Source organism: Opitutaceae bacterium TAV5 (assembly GCA_000242935.3).
Taxonomy (GTDB): domain Bacteria; phylum Verrucomicrobiota; class Verrucomicrobiia; order Opitutales; family Opitutaceae; genus Geminisphaera.
The window spans coordinates 5,242,768-5,260,430 of sequence record CP007053.1; the positions used below are offsets into that span (position 1 = coordinate 5,242,768).

The 17,663-nt window shown below is 53.8% G+C and carries 12 protein-coding genes and 1 pseudogene; 8 read left to right on the plus strand and 5 right to left on the minus strand.

Features of this window, described 5'->3' with window-relative positions:
• Nucleotides 1-4 precede the first annotated feature (4 nt).
• The 5 genes from OPIT5_22295 to OPIT5_22315 all read left to right on the plus strand — a co-directional run bounded on the left by OPIT5_22295 (nt 5) and on the right by OPIT5_22315 (nt 6,411).
• On the plus strand, nt 5-2,767 hold the full coding sequence (locus tag OPIT5_22295) for a conjugal transfer protein (GenBank protein ID AHF92558.1): 2,763 nt from the start codon (nt 5-7) through the stop codon (nt 2,765-2,767).
• A 20-nt stretch (nt 2,768-2,787) separates the two neighbouring features.
• Entirely contained in the window at nt 2,788-3,153 is a 366-nt protein-coding gene (locus OPIT5_22300) for a hypothetical protein (protein ID AHF92559.1), read from the plus strand.
• Between the two features lie 216 nt (nt 3,154-3,369).
• Nucleotides 3,370-3,666 (plus strand): transcriptional regulator, encoded by a 297-nt coding sequence (locus OPIT5_22305; protein ID AHF92560.1) that lies wholly within the window; start codon nt 3,370-3,372, stop codon nt 3,664-3,666.
• Complete coding sequence (locus tag OPIT5_22310) at nt 3,663-4,997, plus strand: phosphatidylinositol kinase (protein ID AHF92561.1); 1,335 nt, start codon at nt 3,663-3,665, stop codon at nt 4,995-4,997. The genes OPIT5_22305 and OPIT5_22310 overlap by 4 nt, the downstream gene beginning before the upstream one ends.
• Before the next feature lie 511 nt (nt 4,998-5,508).
• The gene (locus OPIT5_22315; protein AHF94627.1) at nt 5,509-6,411 is read left to right on the plus strand and encodes a hypothetical protein; all 903 of its coding nucleotides are present in this window, start codon (nt 5,509-5,511) and stop codon (nt 6,409-6,411) included.
• 288 nt (nt 6,412-6,699) lie between these two features.
• Here the strand turns inward: OPIT5_22315 and OPIT5_22320 are convergent, their stop codons facing one another.
• The 3 genes from OPIT5_22320 to OPIT5_22330 all read right to left on the minus strand — a co-directional run bounded on the left by OPIT5_22320 (nt 6,700) and on the right by OPIT5_22330 (nt 10,277).
• Nucleotides 6,700-6,807: a hypothetical protein gene (locus tag OPIT5_22320; GenBank protein AHF94628.1), complete on the minus strand. Its 108-nt coding sequence runs from the start codon at nt 6,805-6,807 to the stop codon at nt 6,700-6,702.
• A 1,703-nt stretch (nt 6,808-8,510) separates the two neighbouring features.
• Nucleotides 8,511-9,890 carry an ATPase gene (locus tag OPIT5_22325; protein ID AHF92562.1) on the minus strand — a complete coding sequence of 460 codons (1,380 nt, stop codon included), beginning with the start codon at nt 9,888-9,890 and terminating at the stop codon, nt 8,511-8,513.
• 15 nt (nt 9,891-9,905) lie between these two features.
• The gene (locus OPIT5_22330; protein ID AHF94629.1) at nt 9,906-10,277 is read right to left on the minus strand and encodes a hypothetical protein; all 372 of its coding nucleotides are present in this window, start codon (nt 10,275-10,277) and stop codon (nt 9,906-9,908) included.
• Between the two features lie 402 nt (nt 10,278-10,679).
• On the opposite strand from OPIT5_22330, the pseudogene OPIT5_22335 reads away from it, so the two are divergent.
• Nucleotides 10,680-11,604, plus strand: a pseudogene (locus tag OPIT5_22335) (integrase).
• A 690-nt stretch (nt 11,605-12,294) separates the two neighbouring features.
• On the opposite strand, the gene OPIT5_22340 reads toward OPIT5_22335, so the two are convergent.
• The gene (locus tag OPIT5_22340; GenBank protein AHF92563.1) at nt 12,295-12,921 is read right to left on the minus strand and encodes a hypothetical protein; all 627 of its coding nucleotides are present in this window, start codon (nt 12,919-12,921) and stop codon (nt 12,295-12,297) included.
• A 613-nt stretch (nt 12,922-13,534) separates the two neighbouring features.
• The gene (locus OPIT5_22345) at nt 13,535-14,857 is read right to left on the minus strand and encodes a hypothetical protein (GenBank protein AHF94630.1); all 1,323 of its coding nucleotides are present in this window, start codon (nt 14,855-14,857) and stop codon (nt 13,535-13,537) included.
• A 922-nt stretch (nt 14,858-15,779) separates the two neighbouring features.
• Between OPIT5_22345 and OPIT5_22350 the strand changes: the two genes are divergently transcribed.
• Nucleotides 15,780-16,469, plus strand: coding sequence for a hypothetical protein (locus tag OPIT5_22350; protein AHF94631.1), 690 nt, complete (start codon nt 15,780-15,782; stop codon nt 16,467-16,469).
• A gap of 57 nt (nt 16,470-16,526) precedes the next feature.
• Nucleotides 16,527-17,519, plus strand: coding sequence for a UDP-glucose 4-epimerase (locus OPIT5_22355; protein AHF92564.1), 993 nt, complete (start codon nt 16,527-16,529; stop codon nt 17,517-17,519).
• Nucleotides 17,520-17,663 lie beyond the last annotated feature (144 nt).

Below are 17,663 nucleotides of genomic sequence, written 5' to 3' on the forward strand. Positions count from 1 at the left end.
TTCCATGATCCGATTCGACAAACCCTGCATCAACGTCAGCGGTGCTCTCGAATACTTCCGTGAGCACATGAAACTGGGCGACTACCTGAGCGAAGGCAGCCGCGCGGAGATGCTTTGGGTCGGCAAGGGATCGCAACGGCTGGGATTGTCGGGCGTTTGCCGGCAGGACGACTTCGAGAGGCTTTGCTCGGGTCGGCATCCGGCGACGGGCGAAAGCCTTCTGGCCAGTGACAAGGGACAGAAACGACGGGTCGGATTCTTCGGGCAAATATCACCGCCGAAGGACGTTTCGATTGCGTGCCTCGTCGGAGGAGACAGCCGCATTGCTGTCTGGTGGACCGAAGCTGTTCGGGAAACCCTGCAAGAAATCGAGGCCGTCACCGCCACGCGCGTGCGTCGGGGCGGACTCAATGATGACCGGACAACGGGAAACATGGTGGCCGCTGTGGTCACGCACGAAGCAAACCGGGCGCTTGACCCGCAGCTTCACACCCATGTCTGCATCATGAACGTGACCTGGGACGATGAGGAAGACCGCTGGAAGAGTGTGCAACCCTCCGCCTTCTATCGCCATCAGGGATTCTTCCGCGAGGTCTGCTACAACCGTCTGGCCGTGCGGCTTCGCGCGGCCGGCTACGAACTGGAGCGCGTCCGTGGAATCGGGTTCACAATAAAAGGGTTTCCCGGGGAACTGCGGGAAACATTCAGCAAGCGTCGCCACCATATTCTGGATACGGCCGCGGAAGCGGGCATCACCTCGCAGGACGGTTTGCAGGCTGTGACCGTCCGGACGAGACCCGACAAGGTCAGCGCATCTGCGGACGAATTACGCGAAGGCTGGGTCCGGGAAGCCGGCCCGGCCATCGGGACGATCCGCGCGGTGATCGCGCAGGCGGACGGCACGCCGGTCCCCGCCGCTGACAACGGACTGTCGCTGACAGACCCCGACGCGCTGGTGTCGGCCGAGGCGCATGTGTTCGAACGGCGGTCCGTAGTGGACGAACGACTGCTGCTGCGTGAAGCCCTGATTGTCGGACGGGGGCAGGTCTCGCTTGAGGGCCTTCGTTCCGCCATCGGCAAACGAGCGTCTTCCGGCGAACTGTTGCAAACGGGCGAGGATCTGGCCTCGCGTGAAGCTCTGGAATCCGAAGAGGAGTTTGTCGCGTGGGCGGAAGCGCACCGCGAGACCTGCCCGGTTCTCGGAAAAATGCCCGCGACCCATGATCTGGGTGAAGAGCAGGCCGCAGCCGTGGAAACCATATTGCAGTCGCGTTCTCGAGTGACGGTTTTTCAGGGCGACGCCGGCACGGGCAAGACCCGCTCGCTCAAAACGGTCGTGGCCGCCATCGAACAGGCCGGCGCCGGGATAAAAGCGTTCGGCTGCGCTCCGTCCGCCGGGGCCACGGATGTGTTGCGTCAGGAACTGACGCCGGAAGTGGCCACGTTGCAGCAAGTGCTGGTCAATCCGCTGTTGCAGGCGCAACTGCGCGGTCAGGTCATCATCGTGGACGAAGCCGGGCTGATGTCGGTGCGCCAGATGCGCGACCTGTGCCGGCTGGCGAAGACCTATGACTATCGGCTGCTGCTGGTCGGCGACACCAAACAGCATGGTTCGGTCGAGGCCGGCGACGCCTTGCGGGCAATCCAGAAGTTCACGAAGGTGCCGGTGGCCCGGCTGACGCAAATCCGCCGTCAGACCGACCCGAAGTTTCGCGAGGCGGTGGCCGATCTGGCCGCGGGCGATGCCACCGGCGCGGTCGCCCGCTTCCAGAAACTGCAGGCGGTGCAGGAAATCCCCAATCCGATCACGCTGTTCCGGAAGGCGGCAGAGGATTACGTGCAGTCGATCCGCTCCGGCAAAAGCTGCCTGGTGGTCTGTCCGGTGTGGGAAGAGATTCACGCCTTCACGAAGGAGGTCCGTGCCCGGCTGCGGGCGGAGGGGATGCTCGCCGTCGAAGAACGGGTGATGCCGGTCACCTCGTCTTACGGTTTGACGCGCGAAATGCGCCGTCAGGCAGAAAGCTATGATCCGGACGACGTGCTGGCGTTCCATCGCGAATCCGGCGGCTTTGCCGCCGGAAGCTATGCGAGCATCATCCATCGACGAGGCAAACTGCTCTATGCGCAGTGCGAGGATGGCACCGGCGAATGGATCGACCCGCGCAAGATCGGAGGCTTCGACGTGCAACACGCCCGACAGTTGCCGGTCGCCGTCGGCGAGCATCTCCTGATCGAGGCGAACGACAGATCGGCAAAACTGAAAAACGGCGACGTGGTCGAGGTCGCCGGTTTCGGCGACGACGGCGCCATCCTGCTCAGGGACGGACGGCAGATACCGTCACGGTTTCGTCAATACACCTGCGGGTATGCGACGACCTCGCACTCCTCTCAAGGCAAGACGGTGGATCGCGGCATCCTCATCATGGGCGAAACCAGCATCGCCTTCGGCAACCTCAAGCAGGCTTACGTGAGCAATTCGCGGTTCCGCGAAAGCCAGATGATCTACACCTCCGATATCGAGGCCGCCCGCGAGGCGATGGGCCGGTATGGCGACCGCCTGCTGGTTTCGGAAGTCATGCCGTCGAAATCGAAATCGGAACCGGCAAGCGTTGCTCCGCCGTCGGCGTCCTCCCCTCGCGCTGGCATGTTGTCGGGCATGTATGGTGGCATCCGGACCAGCGCCCGTGTCCTGCTGGGACGGTCTCCCCGCTTCCCCTCGGCGATCAAGTCCGCTCCGGCAGCGCAGTCATGGACCAAAGCAGCATGAACTCCTGAGCCACATCGCACATGAGCCTCAAACATTCGACCGACAAACCCTCGGTCGCGCGTCCCGCCGTGCCCGCATGGGGCCGCCTGGCCGAGGACGGCGAAGCCACACGAGCCGTTTGCTTCTGTATCGGGGAGAGAGCCGTTTCGTATCCCGCCGATGCGATTGAACGCTGGGAGTTTTCTCCGGGTAACCCCGATGCGCTCGTGATTACGGCCGGACAAGAAACCGTCACAGTCCTCGGTCGCAAACTCGTCACGCTCCGCGACGCGCTCAATTCCGGACGCCTGCTGGAAGTGACCGTGACGGCAAAACCAACGGCAGGCGACAGCGCGGCGGAAAACGAAACCACCGTTTCGGAAATCCGTTTCGGCGTTGTCCAATGACGCATCCGGGTATCGGTATGCTAACTACGTCTGCTCTATTGAACAAACCGCTCGTCGAATCGGAACGCGTCGGAGGGCCGTGACGGTGCGCAGGGACGCCTCGGAAGTAATTCAAGCCCTACCGGCCATGCGAATGGCTACCTAAATCCTGAAAATCAACTAATATTTTAGTTGTTATTCTATTGAAATCCATTCAGAAACTAATATCTTATTTGGATGATCCTGTTTTCACCCAAAGAGTTCATTCGGGACATTGCCAAAAAGGTCCAGACTCTCCGACTCCAGATCGGCTGGAGCCAGCAGGAGTTGGCGCGGAGGGCCGGTATCTCCTTTGGCACTTATCAGCTTTTCGAGCAAACCGGCAAAATCTCCCTCGAACGGCTCTTCCTTGTTTCCGTCGCCCTGGGGCGCGAGGACGATTTCAAGGGCCTCTTTGCTCCTCTTCCGATCCGCTCAATTGAGGAACTCGAATCCAAGCCAATCCGCAAACGTGGCAGAACCAACAAATCATGAATCTTAAAGTCACCTTGCATGAAAAGACCGTCGGACAACTGGCCGACGATCCAGGCTCCGGGCGCATCTATTTCCAGTATGACAAGGACTGGCCTGCGTCAGGACTCGAAATCTCGCCCCTGCAACTTCCCTCCGCAAGACAAGGGCTCTACACGCACCCGGACCCTACCTTTTCCGGACTGCCCGGCGTTTTTGCCGACAGTCTGCCGGATCATTGGGGCCAATCCCTCTTGAATCTCCGTCTGAAAGAAGCCGGGATCGACCCGGAAACCGCGTCCCCGCTTGTCCGGCTCGGTTACATCGGCACAAGCGGCATGGGGGCGCTCGAATACCATCCGGCCATCGATTCTCCCTCTTCTCTTTCCCAGGCGGTTACCCTTGCGCAGGTGGACCGGGAAGCCTCATTCCTCCAAGAGGACAAACCTGTGGTCGGTCCTCCCGCCGCCACGCTGGCCCTTTTTCACTCGGGCTGTTCCGCTGGCGGCGCCAAGCCCAAGGTGCTCGCGGCATTGCTGCCCGATGGAAATCTGCGCATCGGCACGGACATTCCCGATAAAGCGCAGGGGTGGTTAATCAAGCTTTCGACCGTTCCTTTCGAGAACAAGGACTCCCGGCAGGAGGGCCGGCTCGAATACGCCTATTCGCTGATGGCAAAAGCCTCGGGCATCGAGATGCCGGATACCCGGCTTTTCGAGATCGAAACCCCCAAGGGCAAACGCGGGCTTTTTGGCATACTGCGTTTTGATCGGAACGGTCCCAATAAAATCCATACGCATTCACTGTCGGGCCTTTTGCACCAGTCCTACCTGCTGTGCTCTTATGAGGACCTGGCCAAGGTCGCCTTTCGGCTCACCCGGGATCACGGCGCGCTCACTGCGATATTCCGCCGCCTGTGCTTCAACGTCCTCGCCCGCAATTGCGACGATCACGGAAAGAATTTCGCGTTCACCATGAGCGAAACCGGCCAGTGGGCGCTCTCTCCGGCCTTCGATCTGACGCACAGCCCGGGCCCCAACAAAATGGGAGTCCATGCAATGAGCGTTCAGGGAACGCGAAATCCTTCCCGAAACGATCTGCTCCGGTTTGCATCCGAATTCCAGATCAAGGATGCTGCTGAAGTTCTGGACCAAGTCCATCGCGCCATCGGACACTGGCCAGAGTTTGCCCATCAGGCCGGACTCAAGGAAACAATTGCAGACCGGCTTGTCGTTGCTCTCGGGGAACCCCCGGCCCCCAAAGCGTCCGTCAATCAGGTTTCCCCTCGTCCGGCCAGACTCCGGTCCGGTCGGAGTAAAAACGATAACGGCCATGCTCCTTCAATCGGAATATGAGTTGCGTAATTGAATTAAAATACAAATGCGGTGTTCTCTGTGATCCGCTGCAGAAATTAGGCATATTCCAAGGAATTTCACGACTTGTAACGTCAGGCCGATGTGGACGAAACGATATTCTGTAGACGTAAATACTTCAGATACTCTTGGTTTGCATCTGAAAACGCGATTGGTAAGTCTCATGTAAATGAGCCGCAACCTCGAATTTGAAACGAACATCGTTTGGTTAGAGCATAAGTTTCAATTCCCCTATGTAAGGGAATTTCATCTTAGCTGTTCTGCGAAGAAAGGTTGGGCAAAGAAGTGGGGATGTGGATACAGGGTGGTGGCGTATGCTGAACTATCCAACGAAGTCCGTACGGTTCAACGGCGTGTCACGCGTCGAGCATGGTATTTTGATGAACACGACCCTTATCCTGGTAACGATAAGCCAAATGAAGCAGTGATACCGAATTTCATCACTGCGGGAAAAGAGAGCAAATATGGCCGCGTTTGATCCATTCACACCCAGATGACTTCCACTACTCAACTCAACAACGAGGGGCTTGTTCTCGACGTAATCATAGACGGTGCAGCGGCTTTTGCCTATGATTGTAAATCGCCCAGATTGATCCTCCCAATCCAACTAAAACAAGTAGGAAAGGAACCGGCAAACATTGTCTATGAATTAGGCACGCTCTATGGTGTACTCCGCTGCGGGACGCAGCATGTTTCCGAAGCTAATCCTGAACCCATTGAGCAGATGGCCCAATATGGGGCACGGCATATACAGTTCACGTTTCAGCTTAACCACGAAAAATTAAACTGGTTGGAGGAGATGAGGGCTGGAACCGGGCAGATGAGTTTTAGTTTGTGCCTAAAAATTACTGTTCGAAAACTCGGAATAATCCCGCAACCTCAAAACCAGCCCCAACTACAAAACCAAGCATTTGTTTATCTCAAGGGCTTCACGTGCCACTCGTCGGAAGTAAATGTTCACATTCCTCGTGACCGCTGGATATCCTCCCTAGAGGCGACAAACTTTGGTGCGATTCATGTTTTTGAATTCCCCCGTGTTCCGTTGGAGTATCGCGAAACACTTAAAAATGCTTTTGCTGCCCTAAAAGAGGCCAAACACCTTCATCTGATGGGGTTCTATGATAAGGCTATTGGTGAATGCCGCATCGCGTTGGATAAGTTTTGGGATGAGAGACCTAAGCGCTTAAAAGACGAATGGAAAACATACATGGGGGCCGGAGCGCACGTGTGGTTAGATCAAGCATTTACAGCTATCCGTCGTGGCTCAAATGAGCCTCATCACAATGCGGGATTAGGCCATGATCAATTTGAGTCGTTAGTTTTTATTAACCTAACCGCCAGCCTAGTCGCACATGTGGCACGGATGGGAGTCAAGGAAAGTCAAACTACCAAGTAGAACTTCAGCTGTTTTTCATTTATGAAAGAACCGTCTTTGGCTACGATTAAGCATCTGTTCGCTCTTTCATGTAATCGCTGCGCGTATCCACAATGCGCTCTCCCGCTGGTAGAAGCTAATGGTGTCGTAACTGGCATAATCTGCCACATCAAAGCTAGGAGCCCCAAAGGACCTCGCTACGACAAAAAACAGACTGCAGAGCAAAGGCATCATGCCGACAACCTAATTTTGCTGTGTAGTAGGCACAGTAAAATCATCGATTCGGACGCAAAAACCTACTCAGTTGAACTACTGAAGGAAATGAAGGAGATTCACGAGCGAAATGGCTCCATTGATCTTCCGAATGGCGGTGGAAAGCAGGCCGATGCTCTTTTGGCTGCTTACCGAGCGATTCAAATTAAAGAAGTAAAATCGCTGAACATTGATAGGCCTAGAACGGTAAATATCAGAGAAGTAAAGAAAAAGGTTATTATCAGTGCTCCTGAAGGAACTGTGGCCTCTGTTTTGGCAATGCGAAATTACGCCAAGCATCTTATTGATAGATATAACGAATTTGCGGCATCTCAAGAAGGACGCATTTTTCGTTATCCTGCGATCTACGCTAATATTAAGAAGGAGTTTGGGGCAAAATGGGATATGCTTTCGGTCGGCCAGTTTCCGAACTTATGCGCCTACTTACATCGCCGCATAGACCGAACGAAGTTAGGACGAATAAATTCAAGCAAAGGCATTCCTAATTACTCAACTTATCACGAATTTCAGTCCAAGTATCCGCAAGTATAGCACCAAATAAGAGCGGAAATTATTACACCTATTAATGTGCCTTTTTGCTCGACCAATGATCGCTGTAGACATAGGGAGTCACTGAGAAAATCGCTTACGAGACAACTGATGTAGGCAATATGATTTATACGACGGCAGGCCGTGCAGGCGAACGCCACTCGATACTCCAAACGGGTTTCCTCATTCCTCGCCGCAGTCCAATTCCGCTGCGCTATCAAAAACGCCCCCTTCCCCAGCCTATATTCTTCCATTTCATCCGCAGTTTTGGACACTACCCGTGCTGGGTTTCCTTCGGCTTCATCTTTTTCCCAGATTTCTTTTATAAAATGGCCTTTTCTGGGGAAATATCACCCAATTTTCAAATATTAACTCCTTCTTTGATAGAAAATTAGAGACCTTTTCAGCATCGACCAAATATTGCAATTTCCCTGCGAATCTAGCATCATGAAAACAGAATTGAATGTGACTAAATTTGATATCCGCTGCAGGAAAAGTGGGTAATTAGGGCTTGGGCAAATGACATTTTTCGGATTTCGTTTTTATCAATGGAGATTCTGCAGACGCGTTCTATTGCATCGCCATCCCATTCATTTGCCGAATGGTTTCCTGCGAAAAACATTAATGAGATGGCGCAAAGCTCAAATAAGTCGTGTCCGCGGCAAATGCGATTGTTCGGAAGCTCACGGATATGAGGATTTGAATTTATGAATATTTCAATATCATTGAGCGTATAGGAGATATTGTGGCGGGAAAGTCCGCGTATATGGGCCAAGAAGGAATTGGGATCGAATTCTAAGGATCGCTTGTCGATGAAGCGGGAATGAGATAATCCCTTGAACGACAGCGGTGGCAGGTTGTTGTTGGTTTTGTAACTTGATAAGATCCGCCAATAGCCAATTTTTCTGCATTCGGAGAATATCTTGGATTTTATTGCCTCTATACCGCCAGCTTTAACGATTTTTTGACCTGATCCAAACTCTCTTAAAAAAACGTCAACTGCAGTAGAAATGAATAGGGTTACATCTAGATCTCTATGGTCTGTTTTTATAATATTTGGGGCAAAATTCTTTACCGAAGGTATATCATGGTAATCGCGATCTATTAATCCAATTATGTTGATTGGTTTCACTTTTTCTAGGAGTCGAAGAACTTCGACTACGGCTTCCCATCCAAATGCAGGTAGCACTACGTGATTCTTAAGGTCAAATATACGTGTTAACAGTCTAGAGTCTGCATCGCCTTCTACGATTAAAAAAATGCCAAGTTTGTCGACAGCGCTCATCTGCACCTCGTTGGCCAATTCCGCAGGAGTAGGCTTAAGACTCACGAATACCTCCATCCAAGGCTGCGGTCAAATCCCATCTGTTGTTAATAATTTGGGGGGAATGCGTAGCGATTATTACGTTTGCTTTCGTTAGCGCCACTACTCGCTCTAAGTCCTGTAGGAATACTCGTTGCCAATTAACATGGAGGGATATTTCTGGCTCATCGATAAGTATGAGAGAGTGGTTTTTCGTTCTAAATAGTAATTCATAAAAGAGAACTATTTGATGCTGCTCGCCGGAGGACAGCACCGAGGCCGGCAATTTCCTCATGCTTCCATGCTCGCTATTGAAGCAAAAACCATCATCTCTGGTGATACTAAATGACTTTCCCTTTGGCTGAAGTTTTTCATTTAGAATTTGCATGAAAGCTTCTATGCGGTTTTGTAGATCCGAGAATATTTCTAGTTTTTGTTCTACATCGCCAAGATAAAGCCAGATCACCTTTTTTTCCATATTGTCCAACTTCTTTGAGGGAAGTGGCATACCTTGTTCCTCGCCCATTAAGCCTGCTAGAATTAATTTTTTTCTTTTCTCTTCTAGGGCATTAAATTTTTCCCGTAAAATCTCTTCGCTTACGTCGGGCATGCCTTCGCCTTCTAATAGTCTCGTAGGAAATGTGCGGTCTCTTGATTGAGCAATGGAAACTGATTCCGCTAATTTTTTCGATATGGTTTCTTTTATCTCGCTGGAATAGATTTCCACTACTTCATTTATACTTCGACTGTGTCGCGACTCGTAGTGAGAAGATGTGATTTGCTGAAACCTGAGTAACCTTTGTGTTTGAACAAGATGAGGGCTTGCTTCTTTTCTTAGGGTTTCCATCCAAGGCGGAATAGGGGTGCGGCGAGAATTTGGTATAATTTCTGAATATCTGTCTATTAGTTCTTCGGAATCAAACTGTTCTCCGGTGTCCCGATTAAGCCAAGCGTCCGCGCCTACGCGGATAATGCCTGATATGGTTCGGTCGATATATTCGACTGCTCCACTCATTCCTAAGTCTGAAAACTTTAAAGGATCAAGTGTGTGAGATTCTGTGTTGGAATTGGCGTCCGTTAGCTCGTATGTTACATAGGCTCTTCCGACTGCTCGCTTGGGTTTTGATTCCGTGGCAGCTTCTTTTCCGGGTATAGTATTATGCTTTGATATCTTTAAAACGGTATTATTGCTGAATTTTATCTCAATGTATTTGAATTCGATTCGTTTGAGTTCTGCTGAATCTATGGAAAGGGATGCCTTGATTAGCCTTAGTAGGGATGTTTTTCCGCATCCGTTTGGACCGTGTATAATTGTTATGTTTTCAGCGCTTGGGCTGAATTTTGGAGAGAGATATCCAAAAAGCCCATCTATGGATATATGATTTATTTTTATCATGAAATTATGCTGCGTTTAGGTGGACAATTCGACGGGATCAGGCCGATGGATACTAGTTTGCCAAGGCGAATGGGGGCTTATCGAAGCTGGATCGTGTTTCCGCCGAAGTGGGGGCTTTAATGGCATATGATTGGCGCGAAGAAGAAAAAGGATCAGGTGGCCGACCACGGCCATGACTATCTGGAACGACACGCAGCAGTTGGCGGCTTCGCCGAGAAAATTTTCACGCGGGTTCTGCCCGCGCCGGAGCGTATCCAGCATTTTGGAGGTTGATGGGTCGTAAGACGGTTCCAGCAACTTGGCCTTGGCCTGTTGGAATTCGGTTTCGGTGCGGGTTCCGCTCTGGCGGAGCGCGGCCAATTTGGAAAGTTCGCCGGTGAGGCTCATTCGGTCGTAGGGTGCGTCAGGTGAGTTCTGATGCAGCGCCTAAATTCGTAAGTAGCTTCGCTGGAGAACAGGGTGTGCATGGGAATGTAATAAGGGTAATTGTTTGTGTTTTGGCAATCAATAAGTAGTATGCTCGCCCAGATTAAATGCACAAGAATCCTATCGGCGATGAGGAGCGACGAGATTGAAGGAGAAGCGGACTTTGAAACGGCTCATTTCTGCTAATAGACGCTAAGGTTGGAACAGCGGAAACAACTTGGGATTTTACCTACGGAACACACAGATTACACGGAAAATCTGAGTGATTTTGCTTCCGTGGGGTTTGTGTATTCCGTGGGCTAGATGTTTAGTCCCGGAGAGAGGTGGTAAGGATGCTGCTAATAATCCAAACCCTGAAGAACTATGGGACAGATACTACACGGTTGCGCCCGAACGACGGCGGCGGTGCGTCGGGCGATCCAGCATAGTCAAGAGAGCCTGAAGACACTGGCGGAACGTTACGGGATCAATCCCAAGACGGTTCAGAAGTGGCGGAAACGCTCATTCGTTGAGGATGCAGGAGGCTATTGTGGTGGCGTTTCGCAAACACACGCTGTTGCCGCTGGATGACTGCCTGTATGCCTTGCAAGCGACCATTCCGCATCTGACGCGCTCCAGCCTGCACCGTTGTTTTGTGCGTCATGGGATCAATCGGCTGGCCGATCCCGAGGGGAGGGCGCCCGTCCGCAAGAAGTTCAAAGCCTATCCCATCGGCTATTTCCATATCGACCTGACCGAGGTGCGCACTACGGAAGGCAAGCTCCAGTTGTTCGTAGCCATCGACCGCACCTCCAGGTTCGCCTTCGCCCGACTGGCCCAGCGAGCCAACCGGAGGGCCGCCGCCGATTTTCTGCGCGAGCTTATCCGCACCGTCCTCACCGATAACGGCACCCACTTCACCTCCCCGGGCAACTCCCGCTCCGCCGCCAAGGACATCATCCTGGCCCGGCAACGCGGCGAAGCCTTCCGCGCTCACTCCTTCGAACTGGCCTGCGCTGACCACGCCATCGACCATCGCCTGACCAAGCCCAGCCATCCCTGGACCAACGGCCAAGTCGAACGCATGAACCGCACCATCAAGGAGGCCACCGTCCACACCTACCACTACCTCCATCACGATCAGCTCCGACAACACCTGGACGCATTCCTCAATGCCTACAACTTCGCCAAACGCCTCAAAACACTCTCCGGCCTCACTCCTTTTCAATTCATTTGCTCCTCCTTCCAAAAACAACCAGATCGTTTCTCTTCCAACCCTTACCGTCTCTCTCCGGGACTAAACACCTAAATAATCATTGATAATTTGAGTGGTATAGGAGAGGGAGGATTAATGAGTCGAACGAAGCCTTGGGAAGTAAGTGAGGGGTTGTGGGAAAAGGTGGAGTCGCTGCTGCCGAAGGGGCCAGAGAACCGAGCGGCTGATCACTGCAGACACGACTCGTCGTCAACGGCCAGTTTCAGAGGCTTTGGCTTCTGCACTGGCAACAAAATGAAAGTATTAGCCAGCCTTACGTTCTTACTAAAAACCAATCGCTCCGCCAGTTTCCAACGCCTTAGATAGTAAGCAAGTTACCTGATCCGATTGACGCGAAACCAGAACTGGATGGATCTATCCGTAAAATGGCTAGGTTAACGGAAGGAAGCGTTCTCAACTCCTGCACAATCATTTCCTCCTTTCTATTTTAGCCCGACGTCCGCGATTCCAGACGGGCAACGATTTTTTTGAGAGTGTTTTGGCATGCAAGTGACTGATAAATTGCGATTGATTTTTCAAAGGAGCGTGTAGTCCCGACATTTTATTGTAAATCGCTGAAAATCAACACAAGCTACCCTAAAAAACACCCAAATAGCGAAAGTCGGGTTAATCGTTGGTTGTGTCGTTGCTGGCGGGGCGGCTGAAGTTCTGTCCGTCGATTTTCATCCTGTTTCCACACCCAGATCATCCAGCATACGTGGCTCTAAGGGGGTCCGGCGTTGTTCACCGGACCGCTGTGCTAAACTGCTCCCAGATCAACTTGTCGAATGACCACCGATCTATGTTCAATAGGTCTGCTGCGAATTCAATGACGCGCTTGGCTTCGGCATAACTTTGGCTGACGATTCCTACGAGTTGCAGTAGTCGTCGCACGTGCCGATCCACCGCGATTGTGGCAAAACCGGTAAGCCGCGCCAGATAGTCTACGGTCTTGTTCCCAATGCCCCGCAAATTCAGCAATGCTGTACGGTTCGCCTTATTCGCAAGCCATTCCCTGAGATCTGAAACTGTCTCGAGTCCTTGGGTTCGCAGGAAGCAGACAAGGCAGCGTAAGCGTTTGGGCTTCTCCTCGTGACGCCAATTCAAAGCTGTCGAAAATTCAGGTGAGTCGATAATCTGCGCCAAATCTGAGAGACATGTGAGGTTGGGAAATCTCTGCTCAATACTCCGGACACGGGGAAGCACCACAGTTCTGTAATTGAGACCTGCTTGGAACACCGCGTCGAAAAGCACCGCTGCAATATTGGTGGACACCGGTGAGATGCGACGTGGCTCGATTGATGCAAACCACCGACGAGCTGCAACGTAATCGGCAACTTGTCTGGCTTTGGTCAGAATCTCAACGCTCATGGTTTCAGAGCAGCTAACGCATGGAGTCGATCGACGCAATTAGGACATGCGCCGCAAGGAATGGTGCTGCTCACCTGGCAAGAAAATGTTTCTCCGATAGGTGCTTTCAGGCGAATACCAATTCGCGCAACCTGTAACTTCGAATAGTTTCTGAAGGGCATTTTTACCCTTACGCCGCCATACGTTTTCATGAGCTTCGACAACCTTGCAAAAAAATCTGCCGAGCAGTCAATTTCGGAGGCATGATTACTGTTGATGAATGCCGTAAACACGTCCCCTCCTCCACCCGCTTGAACGCGTGCAGCGGCAATGCTCAACAACAAGATATTGCGATATGGCAGGTAGAGATCTTCGTGTGAGACATGCTCAGTCCAAAGGTCTGCTTCTTTGATCAGTCGCGATGGTGCGCCCCGATACACGTCGGACACGTCCACCGTCACGAGCGACCGCAGGCATGACCGGGGCAGCACTCTACGGAGAGTCTCAAGTTCCGTCGTGGCGCAGTGCTGGCCATAGTTTACGAAAAGTGGCCGAAACGGTATTGATCGAGCCCGAAGCCAATAGGCCAAGGTCGTTGAGTCCATTCCCCCCGATGCAAGCAGAAGTGCCTGTTTCATGATTCCGGGATTTGCCGAGCTGCAATATCGAAGATGGCGGTGATAATCTCTTCCAGCGAGCTTGAGATGAAGTTTGGAAGTTCGGTCAGCATCACATTGTTGGCGCGACGGTGAGGGTCGTAAACGATGACGGGAACGTTTCGTCCGGCAGCGATGCCGATTTCGATATATGTTCCTGGATCATCGTAAGAAAGCACAGCAAGCACGATTTGACACTGCTCAAGCAAAGCCATGTCTGCGGCAAACATCAGTGAACGCTCCGCTTTGCTCATTCCTTGTTTGGCTTGTCCATTCTCCCGGACGGGCAATCGCGGTGTAAAATTATGGTAACGGAGGCAGTGCGCGACTTTATCTACTTCCGAACAGTCAAGGTATGAGAAGTCCGGGGCGGCGATGTAGATGTTCGCGCCTCGACGGGCCTCCCAACCAAGCCGCACGCTAGGCAGCGCCATCAGTTCAGCGCCAGCTATCTCAAAACAGCCCTCGGTTGCGTGCTTGAAATCATCCGGGAAAGTAGTTGCAGCATACTCAGCCGCAATCCAAGAGGCGCGGTGTAAAGCTTCCTCGCTCCCGTGAGTGTTCCTTAGCGCTACATACACCGAATCAAATACATCTCCGACCCCCACGGAGTGCATGATCGATCGCCGCTGTGCCCCAACAGTCAATGTTCCTGAACTTGTAAATAGACGGGCGCCACCCCGATTTTCCTTCAGCAGCACTACGTCCGCGTGCTTACCAACCATTTCCACTGCGCTGGTTGGCATATTATCAACAATTCCCGAAAAGGCGTGAGACGACGTTGATAAAAAGAGCGTTCTGAGTGGCCGCCCCAAAACGGCAAGCTCGGTGAACGCGGACGGGCCGCTACCCAAGTCTGTGTGAATAGCCGCCGAGTGTCGAGATGCAACGTTGAGCACTTCTGGCAGGGAAAAATTGCCGCTCAAGATGATGACATCATCTGCGCGTGTAATCGCTTCGAAAAGCACATTTTCGTCGAGTTTGACTCGGTGCGCATCGCGGAGCAGATGTTCATATCCTTGGTCCCCAGCCTCCGTCGGATCGCCAATAAGCATCACGTTCGGAGATCCATCAATGGAGCCAATCTTTGATATCCGTGTTGCGCCGAGACGCCCGGCTTGGTCGATAACTGCACCATCGATATAATCGGGTGCGAAATAAGCGAGATCGTATTGGACACCGAGAGCCCAAAGGCCCCTTGCCGCATGGAGGACGCCGCCGAGACGAAGCTTTTTCTCAGGCTTTTGCAGAGTTACGTCGACGACGACCTCTCCAATGAGGAGGATTTTTGCTGCACTCATTTATTGAGGGGCAACATCTACCCGAATTCGCACAATTGGACCCGGGATACATGCGGTAATCCGCCCCTCGTAAGTGTGCCCCCTTTTCATGCATTGCGCGAGATAGTTGAAGGAAGTCGGCAGACTACCGATCGATTCGCCGTTGGGCAGGACGGCCACGAGCCGCTTGCGATGTTGGATCGAAAACGTGCTACCGACCATTGGAAGCACCTTTCTTTCGTGCCAAAAATCTGAATGTTCAAAGTCTTCGAGAATCGTCTCGAAGGCTTTATCACAGCGATCTTCACCGCTGCCTCCGCCCGCAGTTCCACCTCCCTTTGTCGGGGCTGGTGCACTGCCGGGGTAGTCTGTGAAACTGCCTGTGCCGGAACTTCCCATAGAATATTTTGAATCACATGCGTTTGCTGAATGCAAGAATTCAATCAATATCAGCGGAGAAGAGTTGAGATACTCAATCCGCCACGCAAATGCCCTCCCAATCTTTGCCCAATAGGTTGAGCAGCAGATGGCGAGGATGGGGGAGCCTGCCGCGCAGTAATCAGGTGTCGCTGATGAAGCAGTTGGACGGGCTGGTGGTCTTGCTGGTCAAAAGGCGATAAAGAAAGATGTGCTCGGGAGCGGGTAGCCGAATACCGGCGCAGCTTCTTTCGAATGTTCTCGCGAACTCGATATTTACCCAAGCGTTTTCTTCTCAGATTTTCTCTCGTTTTCACCTCACGACCATATCAATGCTTGCGAAGAAATGTCGTGCCGGCAGAGTGCGCTTTGACGCACAACTCCAAGTATTAGCCTCGCTTACGTTCTTGCTCAAAAACCAATCACTCCGCCAGTTTTTGGCTGCCTGCGCCATCCCACCACGCTCGCCGCCGCCGGACGCCTCCTCTCCGCCAATGCCGGACGCCATTTGCGAACGGCACACGAGATGCGCCGGCTTTGGGCCGATCTTCCCGATGCGGTCGCCAACACGGCGCCCCTTGCCGGGCGGCTGGAATTCACACTTTCCAGCCTCGGCTACGAATTTCCCGGCTTTCCCGTCGGTGAAGGCGAGACCATGGAAGGCGTTTTGCGCGAACGCACCTTCGCCGGCGCGCGCACCCGTTTCCCGGCCATGACCGATGCCGTCATCCGGCAGCTCGACTACGAACTGGCGCTGATCAACCGGCCCGGCTTCGCCGGTTATTTTCTGATCGTGTGGGATGTCTGCCGTCGCTGCCGCGAGGCCGGCATCATGAATCCCGGAGCAGGCTTCGCACGATTTCCGGTAGCACCGACTCCATCTCCGGGGAGAGGGGCACACCGGCCGACTACGGTAGAAAACTGCGTGTATACTTCCCGCCACCTCCATAATTTAAAAAACTATAAAGTCCGGCCCTGCCGGGGACCGGTGCCGGGGTGGGTGAACACCCCATGTCGGCCGGCGATGTTCGTGCTTATATTTGCACCGGGGCAAACCGGCGAATCGATCCAGCGCGAACCGCCCGACCGGAGATCGCCGTCCGGCCTTGTCCGGAACCATGCATCAATTCGACCTTATTCTGACCCTGACCGGCGGCTTCCTTACGGTGCTCGTGCCGGGTCCGGGCACGCCGCACCCGGGGCTTTCGCCCGGTGAAGCACCGGCTTCGCGCGATCCTCTCTTCCGGAGCCTCAACCCAACGCAGTACCCATCATGAATGTTCTCGTCGTCGGAGGAGCCGGCTATATCGGCAGCCATTGCGTCCGCCAACTCGTAGCCGCCGGGCATTCCCCCGTGGTGCTTGACAACATGGTCTTCGGACACCGGGAGGCGGTCGCCGCCGGCATCCCGCTCCACATCGCCGATCTCGGCGACGAAACCGCCGTGGGCGCGATTCTCGAAAAGGAAAAAATCGACGTGGTCATGCACTTCGCCGCCTTCGCCTATGTCGGCGAGTCGGTCAACGATCCGCTCAAATACTACTTCAACAACGTCGTGGCCACCCTCCGGCTGTTGCGCGTGATGCTGGCCAGGGGTGTTAAAAAATTCGTTTTCTCTTCCAGTTGCGCAACTTATGGGATACCTGAAAAAATGCCCATCAGCGAGACGCTGCTCCAGGCCCCGATCAATCCCTACGGGCAGACCAAGCTCGACATCGAGAACGCACTCAAGGCGCTCGCCCGTGCGCACGGGCTTTCGTTCGCCGCCTTCCGCTATTTCAACGCCGCGGGCGCGGCCGGGGATGGCACGATCGGCGAGGACCACGACCCGGAGACACACCTCATCCCGCTCGTCATCGACGCCGCCACGGGCAAACGCCCCGACGTGCAAATCTTCGGCACCGACTACCCGACACCCGATGGCACCTGCCTGCGCGACTACGTGCATGTGGACGACCTGAGTCGCGCCCACATCGCCGTGTTCGGCCAACTCGAAAAACCCGGCGCCGCCCTTTTCTACAATCTCGGCACCGGCACCCCGACCTCCGTCCTCGAAGTGATCCGCGCCGTCGAAAACGTGACGGGCAAAAAAGTCCCCCGCGTGACCGGTCCCCGTCGCGCCGGCGACCCGCCTGCGCTTTACGCCGACTCCTCCCGGGCGATCGGCGAACTCGGCTGGAAGATCAGATTCCCCTCCATCGAGCCCATCGTGGAGACCGCCTGGAGGTGGCACTCGGCGAATCCGGCGGGGTATCCACGGCGGTAGGACAGGCGCTTCCGCCCGGGTTTGCGACCCCCCCCCGGGGGGTAGAGCATTCCCCGATACGCAGGGAAGCCGGCCCCCCATGGCGCCGGGCGACGGTATCTGCTACCGTGTCGCCTGCCAGGAAAGCGCTCCCGCCCCCGGCTC

Excerpts from the sequence above, each read along its gene's own strand:
- OPIT5_22295 (AHF92558.1), top strand. The coding sequence starts at position 5 with ATGATCCGATTCGACAAACCCTGCATCAACGTCAGCGGTGCTCTCGAA.
- OPIT5_22300 (AHF92559.1), top strand. The coding sequence starts at position 2,788 with ATGAGCCTCAAACATTCGACCGACAAACCCTCGGTCGCGCGTCCCGCC.
- OPIT5_22305 (AHF92560.1), top strand. The coding sequence starts at position 3,370 with ATGATCCTGTTTTCACCCAAAGAGTTCATTCGGGACATTGCCAAAAAG.
- OPIT5_22310 (AHF92561.1), top strand. The coding sequence starts at position 3,663 with ATGAATCTTAAAGTCACCTTGCATGAAAAGACCGTCGGACAACTGGCC.
- OPIT5_22315 (AHF94627.1), top strand. The coding sequence starts at position 5,509 with ATGACTTCCACTACTCAACTCAACAACGAGGGGCTTGTTCTCGACGTA.
- OPIT5_22325 (AHF92562.1), bottom strand. The coding sequence starts at position 9,890 with ATGATAAAAATAAATCATATATCCATAGATGGGCTTTTTGGATATCTC.
- OPIT5_22330 (AHF94629.1), bottom strand. The coding sequence starts at position 10,277 with ATGAGCCTCACCGGCGAACTTTCCAAATTGGCCGCGCTCCGCCAGAGC.
- OPIT5_22340 (AHF92563.1), bottom strand. The coding sequence starts at position 12,921 with ATGAGCGTTGAGATTCTGACCAAAGCCAGACAAGTTGCCGATTACGTT.
- OPIT5_22345 (AHF94630.1), bottom strand. The coding sequence starts at position 14,857 with ATGAGTGCAGCAAAAATCCTCCTCATTGGAGAGGTCGTCGTCGACGTA.
- OPIT5_22350 (AHF94631.1), top strand. The coding sequence starts at position 15,780 with ATGCGCCGGCTTTGGGCCGATCTTCCCGATGCGGTCGCCAACACGGCG.
- OPIT5_22355 (AHF92564.1), top strand. The coding sequence starts at position 16,527 with ATGAATGTTCTCGTCGTCGGAGGAGCCGGCTATATCGGCAGCCATTGC.